We start from the raw sequence: 7,821 nt of genomic DNA on the forward strand, positions 1-7,821 counted from the left end.
GCCCCCCCGCGCGGGGGCGGGGGGGCCCCCTCCACTCCCGGCCTGGCGCCGACCATGCGCCCGCCCGGGCGGGGGGGGGGGGGGGTGGGGGCCCCCCCCCCCCCCCCCGACCCGGCCTCCTCGCGCGCCTCCAGGGCGTAGGTGCTGCACACTCCGCCCCAGAAGTTGACGGTCAGCTTCCGGTCATCCGCCTCGTACGAGAACCCGGGCACGGTCTTCCCGCCCTTGGGGGCCGACGGCGTCCCGGAGGCGTCCTCGCCGGCCGGCTGGACCACCGTGCGCCCGGGGCCGCCGTTGCCGCCCGCCACCTCGAACAGCCAGGCCGGCACCAGGCCGCGCGTGCCGTCCACGGTCCCGGGCGCCAGCCCCAGCACCGCCCCCTGCACCGTCTCGGTCCTCGGCGGCTTCATCGGACGCGGCTCCGGGTTGCAGGGCAGCGTGTCCGACGGGCCGGCCGGGGTGTCCGGGGTCAGCGGGACCGAGGTCGCACAGCCGCTGGGCCCGGGATCCGTACCGCCGGACCCGGCCGAGGAGCGGTTCAGCCGCGCCAGCGCCTCGACGGCCCCGACCACCGGCCGCTCCGCCGCGCGGACGGGCGCCTTCAGCTCGCCGCTGCCCGACACCACCCGGGAGTCCGCCCCCACGCCGACCTTCGTGGCCCAGCCCTGCGTGGGGAACCCGTCGAGCACCGGGTCGGCGTTCACCACGCGTACGGCGCCCTGCGTGAGCCGGGCGTCCAGCTTGGCGCCGTCCTGCCCGAGGGCCGCCAGCACCGGGGCCGCGGCGGCCTTGGCGGCCTCCTCGCTCACCGGGGTCCCGCCCTTGCCGCCCGCGGCGGCGCCCGCCGCCCCGTCCGCCGCGTCCGTCCCCGGGGCGCTCCCGCCGCCCGCGGGCAGGGCGGCGGGGCCGCAGGTGTCCTTGCCGCGCTTGCAGTCGTCACCGGCGCCGCCCGTCCCCGCGAAACGCGAGAAGTTCCAGGTCCCGGGGGCCTTGCGGTTCACCGTGAGCCGGGGCCCGCTGCCGTCGGCGCTCTCCCCGGCCTGCCAGACCTCGCCCGTGAGCCGCGGGGTGCCGGGGATGCCGAGGGCCGTCGCGAGCCGGGCCACCTCCTCCGAGGTGACCTCGCCCGTCGCGGCGAAGGAGGGCGCGGTCGCCGGGGCCTCGGGCAGCGCCACATCGGCCCGGTACGTCACCCCGCCGCCGTGCGGATCCGGCTCGCCGGGGGCGATGCCCGGCCCGGGGGTACCCGGCGCGACGCGGGGCGCCGAGGCCGCGCTGTCACCCGTACGGTCGCCCCGCCCGCCGTCGCCGTAGGCCGTCGACGCCCAGTACGCCGTACCGCCGCCCGCGAGCAGGACGGCGGCCGCGATCGAGCCGATGGCCCAGGCCGGCCGCCGCCGTGTGGCGCGTGATGTGTCGGGTTGTTCGCTGGTCACCGCTGGCTCCTTCGCCTCGCCGCACTGGCTGATGCGGGTGTGACGGAACAGACGGCGAACCGGTTCCCCGGCTCCGGGAGGGGCCCCGGAAAGATCCCCCGAACGGACGCGTCAGTCGCCGTACTCCGCCGTGGAGGCGATCAGCCGGGCCGAAGCCGGCGGGACGCTGATCCCGTGGATCTGGGACGGGGCCACCCGGTCCGGCCGGGGATCCGCCGGGACCGCCCAGTGCGGTGCCATCCTGGCGCAGTCACCCAGCAGCCGGGCGAAAGCGGGCCGCGTGTCGGCGGCGTTCTCGGCGATGCCGGCATACCCGAAACCATCGGTGTAGGTCATGGAGGCACGGTAGGCACGGCGCCGCGGGCGGAGAAAGACCTACTACGGGGTAGTTTCGTGCGTTCGGCTGCCGGGCCGCGACCGGGTAGTTTTGACTGTCCCCTCGCCGTCCTCCGCAGGAGCATCCACGCCGTGCGCATCGCAGTCACCGGCTCCATCGCCACCGACCACCTCATGACCTTCCCCGGCCGCTTCGCCGACCAGCTGGTCGCGGACCAGCTGCACACGGTCTCCCTCTCCTTCCTCGTCGACAACCTCGACGTACGGCGGGGCGGCGTCGGCCCGAACATCTGCTTCGGCATGGGCCAGCTCGGCACCCGCCCGATCCTGGTCGGCGCGGCCGGCTACGACTTCGACGAGTACCGGGCGTGGCTCGACCGGCACGGCGTCGACACCGCCTCCGTGCGGATCTCCGAGGTGCTGCACACCGCGCGCTTCGTGTGCACCACGGACGCCGACCACAACCAGATCGGCTCCTTCTACACGGGCGCGATGAGCGAGGCCCGCCAGATCGAGCTGAAGGCCGTCGCGGACCGGGTGGGCGGGCTCGACCTCGTCCTCATCGGCGCCGACGACCCCGAGGCGATGCTGCGCCACACCGAGGAGTGCCGGACCCGCGGGATCCCGTTCGCGGCGGACTTCTCGCAGCAGATCGCCCGGATGGACGGCGAGAACATCCGCACCCTGATGGAGGGCGCGACGTACCTGTTCTCGAACGAGTACGAGAAGGGCCTCATCGAGACGAAGTCCGGCTGGTCCGACGAGGAGATCCTCGCCAAGGTCGGCACCCGGGTGACGACGCTGGGCTCCCAGGGCGTGCGGATCGAGCGGGTCGGCCAGGAGCCGATCGTCGTCGGCTGCCCCGAGGAGACGGCGAAGGTGGACCCGACGGGCGTCGGCGACGCGTTCCGCGCCGGGTTCCTGACCGGTCTGGGCTGGGGCGTCGGCCTGGAGCGGGCCGCGCAGATCGGCTGCATGCTGGCGACCCTGGTGATCGAGACGCTGGGCACCCAGGAGTACACCCTGGCCCGCGCCCACTTCATGGAGCGCTTCACGAAGGCCTACGGCGAAGCCGCCGCCTCCGAGGTCCGCTCCCACCTGGCCGCGTAACCGGCCGCCGCCGCGCGTCCCGGACGGCGGCGGGGCCGGACACCGGCCCCGCCGCCGTCAGACCTGCCGGCGGACCGTGTAGGCCACGCCCGCCGCGCGGGGGGACTCGCCCAGGTAGGCGTGGCCGCGCATCGCGCACCAGGCCGGGATGTCCAGCCGGGCCACCTCGTCGTCCGACAGGACGGTCACCGTGCCGCCGACCGGGACCGCCGAGATGACCCGGGCCAGCTCGATCACCGGCTGCGGGCAGCGCAGCCCCAGGGCGTCGATCTCCAGCGCGTCCGACACCGGCTCCACCGCCTCGGGTTCGCCCACGCCGAGCGTGGCGCGGACGCCCGCCACCACCCCGGGCAGGACCTCCAGGAAGCCGTTCACCTCCTCCGCCGTCGTCCCCCGCGGCAGGGAGACCCGTACGTTGCCCTCCGACAGCACGCCCATCGCCCGGAGCACATGACTCGGGGTCAGCGTGGAACTCGTACAGGAGGAGCCGGACGAGACGGAGTAGCCCGCCCGGTCCAGCTCGTGCAGCAGCGTCTCGCCGTCGACGTACAGGCAGGAGAACGTGACCAGGTGCGGCAGCCGCCGCTCCGGGTCCCCGACCACCTCCACGTCCGGCACCAGCCGGGCCACCCGCCGCCGGACGCGGTCCACGAGGATCCGCAGCCGGGCCGCCTCGGCGTCGGCCTCGGCCCGTACGGCCCGCAGGGACGCCGCGGCCGCCACGACGGCCGGGAGGTTGGTGAAGCCGGGGGAGCGGCCCGACTCCCTTTCGTCGGCGGGCCCTTGGGGCGAGAACCGGACTCCCTTGCGGACCGCCAGCAGCCCGACCCCGGCCGGGCCGCCCCACTTGTGCGCGCTCGCGGCGAGCACCGACCAGCCGCCCTCCACCGGCCCCCAGCCCAGCGACTGCGCCGCGTCCACCAGCAGCGGCACCCCGGCCGCCGCGCAGACCTCGGCCACCTCCGCCACCGGCTGCACCGTGCCCACCTCGTGGTTGGCTGACTGGAGGCAGGCCAGGGCCGTCGCGGCGTGCACCGCGGAGGCGTACCCGTCGGGGGAGACCGCCCCCGTGCGGTCCACCGGGACCTGGGTCACCGTCCCCCCGGCGGCTTCGTGCGCCGCCCCGGCATGGAGGACGGAACTGTGTTCGACCGCCGATACGACCAGATGACCGCCGATGCGCCGGCGTCCGGCGAGCACCCCCGCGATGCCCGTGTGAACCGCGTGCGTCCCCGAAGGAGTGAACACGAGCTCGTCGGGCCGGCAGCCGACGGCCTCCGCGGCGGCCTCGCGGGCCGCGTCCAGCAGCAGCCGGGCGCGCCGGCCCTCCCGGTAGAGCCGGGCGGGGTCCGCCCAGCCCTCGTCCAGGGACGCCTGCAACGCCTGCCGGGCCACGGGGTGCAGGGGGGCGGCGGACGCGGTGTCGAAGTAAGGCATCCGGCCACGCTAACCGGCGACCGGTGACGTTCGAGGTCAGGGGCCGTCAGATGCCCTCCGGAGGCCTCCATTCAGGGGGTGTTGGGCCGTCCCCCGTACGGCGGATCCATCCCTTCGGGGGCAGTAGCGGCGCGTTGGGCACCCTCCCCGCGCGACCCCAAATAGCGTCCAGTAGGGTTTGGTCCGCATAAACATCCAAACCCCTGCCTGCGTCAGGGCCGGCGACCGACCCGAATACGGCCGCGGCCGGCCGCGCGGGCCGAGACTCTCGGGAAGGCGCTACGTGAGTCCCTACGGCTCCGACCGCTCGCCGCGGCGCCCGATGCGGCGGAAGCTGCTGCAGGCGCTGACTGCGGGCGCGGTCCTGGCGACCGCCACTGGTTGCTCGTACAACTGGCAAGACTTCCCCCGGCTCGGAATGCCCTATCCGGTCACGGAGGAGGCGCCTCGCATCCTGTCCCTGTGGCAGGGGTCGTGGGCAGCTGCCCTCATCACGGGCATCCTGGTCTGGGGCCTGATCATCTGGAGCGTCATCTTCCACCGGCGCAGCCGGACGAAGGTGGAGGTCCCCCCGCAGACCCGGTACAACATGCCCATCGAGGCGCTGTACACCGTGGTCCCGCTCATCATCGTCTCGGTGCTCTTCTACTTCACCGCGCGTGACGAGTCGAAGCTGCTCGCCCTCACCCCGAAGCCGGCGCACACGATCAACGTGATCGGCTTCCAGTGGAGCTGGGGCTTCAACTACGTCGAGAACGTCGACGGCGATGCGGCGACCCCGAAGGCCGGCGAGGTCCCCAAGGAGCTCGCCAACATTCCGGACCGCTTCACGAAGGACTTCCCCGCGGGCGCCGAGGGCGTCTACGAGAAGGGCGTCCCGAGCGACCGGAACCCCCAGACCGGAAACCCCGGGCCCACCCTGTGGCTGCCCAAGGGCGAGAAGGTCCGCTTCATCCTGTCGTCGAACGACGTCATCCACTCCTTCTGGGTGGTCCCCTTCCTGTTCAAGCAGGACGTCATCCCGGGCCACACCAACGTCTTCGAGGTCGTCCCCTCCCAGGAGGGCACCTTCATGGGCAAGTGCGCCGAGCTCTGCGGCGTCGACCACTCCCGGATGCTGTTCAACGTCAAGGTCGTCTCGCCCGAGGCCTACCGGGCGCACCTCAAGGAACTGGCCGAGAAGGGGCAGACCGGCTTCCTCCCGGCCGGCATCAAGCAGACTGACCCGGCCCGGAATGCGGAGACGAACAAACTGTGAGCATCCTCAACGAATCTCAGGGTGCCGCCGCCGACTCGTATGAAAACGAGCTTCCGGTGCGGCGCAAGCGGCCGGGCAGTGTCGTCGTGAAGTGGATGACCACTACCGACCACAAGACCATCGGCACGATGTACCTGGTCACGTCGTTCGTGTTCTTCCTCATCGGCGGTCTGCTGGCGCTCTTCATGCGCGCCGAGCTGGCTCGTCCGGGCACGCAGATCATGTCGAACGAGCAGTTCAACCAGGCGTTCACCATGCATGGCACGATCATGCTGCTGATGTTCGCCACCCCGCTCTTCGCGGGCTTCGCGAACTGGATCATGCCGCTGCAGATCGGCGCGCCCGACGTGGCGTTCCCGCGGCTGAACATGTTCGCGTACTGGCTGTACCTCTTCGGCTCGACCATCGCGGTGGCCGGCTTCGTGACGCCGAACGGCGCCGCCGACTTCGGCTGGTTCGCCTACTCCCCGCTGTCGGACGCGGTCCGTTCGCCGGGCATCGGCGCCGACATGTGGATCATGGGTCTGGCCTTCTCCGGCTTCGGCACGATCCTCGGTTCGGTCAACTTCATCACCACCATCATCTGCATGCGCGCTCCCGGCATGACGATGTTCCGCATGCCGATCTTCACCTGGAACGTGCTGCTGACCGGTGTCCTGGTCCTGCTCGCCTTCCCGGTGCTGGCCGCCGCGCTCTTCGCGCTGGAGGCCGACCGCAAGTTCGGTGCGCACGTGTTCGACGCGTCCAACGGCGGCGCGTTGCTGTGGCAACACCTCTTCTGGTTCTTCGGACACCCAGAGGTGTACATCATCGCGCTACCGTTCTTCGGAATCGTCTCCGAGATCATTCCGGTCTTCTCGCGCAAGCCGATGTTCGGTTACATCGGCCTGATCGCCGCGACGATCGCGATCGCCGGCCTCTCCGTGACCGTGTGGGCCCACCACATGTACGTCACCGGCGGTGTGCTGCTGCCGTTCTTCTCCTTCATGACCTTCCTGATCGCGGTACCGACCGGTGTGAAGTTCTTCAACTGGATCGGCACCATGTGGAAGGGCTCGCTGTCCTTCGAGACCCCGATGCTCTGGACGATCGGCTTCCTGGTCACCTTCACCTTCGGTGGTCTGACCGGCGTCATCCTGGCCTCGCCCCCGATGGACTTCCACGTCTCCGACTCGTACTTCGTCGTCGCGCACTTCCACTACGTCGTCTTCGGCACCGTGGTGTTCGCGATGTTCGCCGGCTTCCACTTCTGGTGGCCGAAGTTCACGGGCAAGATGCTGGACGAGCGCCTCGGCAAGATCACCTTCTGGACGCTGTTCATCGGCTTCCACGGCACGTTCCTGGTGCAGCACTGGCTGGGTGCCGAGGGCATGCCGCGTCGTTACGCGGACTACCTCGCGGCCGACGGCTTCACCGCCCTGAACACGATCTCGACGATCAGCTCGTTCCTGCTCGGCATGTCGATGCTGCCGTTCATGTACAACGTCTGGAAGACGGCGAAGTACGGCAAGAAGATCGAGGTCGACGACCCGTGGGGCTACGGCCGTTCGCTCGAATGGGCGACGTCCTGCCCGCCGCCGCGGCACAACTTCCTCACCCTGCCGCGGATCCGCTCCGAGTCCCCGGCGTTCGACCTGCACCACCCTGAGATCGCGGCCCTCGACCACCTCGAGGACCACAGCGTGGCCCCGAAGGCCGTCGCGGGTGGCAAGGAGGCCGGCAAGTGAAGATCCAGGGCAAGATGTTCCTCTGGCTCTCCTTCTTCATCCTGATCATGGCCGTCGTGTACGGCGTGTGGTCGAAGGAGCCCGTCGGAACCACCGCGCTCTTCCTGGCCTTCGGCCTGAGCGTCATGATCGGCTACTACCTGGCCTTCACGGCCAAGCGCGTGGACGAGATGGCCCAGGACAACCTGGAGGCCGACGTCGCCGACGAGGCGGGCGAGCTGGGGTTCTTCTCCCCGCACAGCTGGCAGCCGCTCTCGCTGGGCATCGGCGGTGCGCTCGCGTTCATGGGCGTCATCTTCGGATGGTGGCTCATGTACTTCTCGGCCCCGATCATCGTGATCGGCCTGTGGGGCTGGGTGTACGAGTACTACCGCGGTGAGAACCAGAACCAGTAGGACCGCAGTCGCGCAGCAGTGACCAGGGGCCCGGACACCTCCAACGGTGGAGTCGCGGCCCCGCGTGTGGCCTGACCCCCCGCGCCGCAAATCTGAAACCTTCAATTCGTGTGGGGCACTCT

7 protein-coding genes are annotated in these 7,821 nt (G+C 71.2%); 4 read left to right on the forward strand and 3 right to left on the reverse strand.

What is annotated here, in order from left to right; all coding sequences use genetic code 11:
• Both ACFXA3_RS28045 and ACFXA3_RS28050 read right to left on the reverse strand, forming a co-directional pair.
• Positions 1-1,436: hypothetical protein (locus ACFXA3_RS28045; RefSeq protein ID WP_385191233.1), on the reverse strand; the 1,436-nt coding region annotated here is incomplete at its 3' end.
• Positions 1,437-1,547: 111 nt separating this feature from the next.
• Complete coding sequence (locus tag ACFXA3_RS28050) at positions 1,548-1,772, reverse strand: hypothetical protein (protein ID WP_385191235.1); 225 nt, start codon at positions 1,770-1,772, stop codon at positions 1,548-1,550.
• 132 nt (positions 1,773-1,904) lie between these two features.
• Here ACFXA3_RS28050 and ACFXA3_RS28055 point away from each other — a divergent pair, with 132 nt between their 5' ends.
• Positions 1,905-2,882 (forward strand): carbohydrate kinase family protein, encoded by a 978-nt coding sequence (locus ACFXA3_RS28055; protein WP_385191237.1) that lies wholly within the window; start codon positions 1,905-1,907, stop codon positions 2,880-2,882.
• Between the two features lie 57 nt (positions 2,883-2,939).
• Here ACFXA3_RS28055 and ACFXA3_RS28060 read toward each other — a convergent pair whose 3' ends face one another.
• On the reverse strand, positions 2,940-4,319 hold the full coding sequence (locus ACFXA3_RS28060) for a cysteine desulfurase/sulfurtransferase TusA family protein (protein ID WP_385191239.1): 1,380 nt from the start codon (positions 4,317-4,319) through the stop codon (positions 2,940-2,942).
• Between the two features lie 283 nt (positions 4,320-4,602).
• Between ACFXA3_RS28060 and coxB the strand changes: the two genes are divergently transcribed.
• The 3 genes from coxB to ACFXA3_RS28075 are packed head-to-tail and all read left to right on the forward strand — an operon-like array spanning position 4,603 to position 7,699.
• Positions 4,603-5,577 carry a cytochrome c oxidase subunit II gene (gene coxB, locus ACFXA3_RS28065; protein WP_385191241.1) on the forward strand — a complete coding sequence of 325 codons (975 nt, stop codon included), beginning with the start codon at positions 4,603-4,605 and terminating at the stop codon, positions 5,575-5,577.
• Positions 5,574-7,304, forward strand: a complete 1,731-nt coding sequence (gene ctaD, locus ACFXA3_RS28070) for a cytochrome c oxidase subunit I (RefSeq protein WP_385191243.1) — start codon at positions 5,574-5,576, stop codon at positions 7,302-7,304. Before coxB ends, ctaD begins: the two co-directional genes overlap by 4 nt.
• Positions 7,301-7,699, forward strand: coding sequence for a cytochrome c oxidase subunit 4 (locus tag ACFXA3_RS28075; RefSeq protein WP_030291781.1), 399 nt, complete (start codon positions 7,301-7,303; stop codon positions 7,697-7,699). Before ctaD ends, ACFXA3_RS28075 begins: the two co-directional genes overlap by 4 nt.
• The last annotated feature ends 122 nt before the right edge of the window (positions 7,700-7,821 follow it).

The organism is Streptomyces sp. NPDC059456 (assembly GCF_042750055.1).
GTDB lineage: Bacteria > Actinomycetota > Actinomycetes > Streptomycetales > Streptomycetaceae > Streptomyces.

What these genes read in the sequence shown, in the direction of transcription:
- ACFXA3_RS28050 (WP_385191235.1), bottom strand. Translation starts at nt 1,772, where the DNA reads ATGACCTACACCGATGGTTTCGGGTATGCCGGCATCGCCGAGAACGCC.
- ACFXA3_RS28060 (WP_385191239.1), bottom strand. Translation starts at nt 4,319, where the DNA reads ATGCCTTACTTCGACACCGCGTCCGCCGCCCCCCTGCACCCCGTGGCC.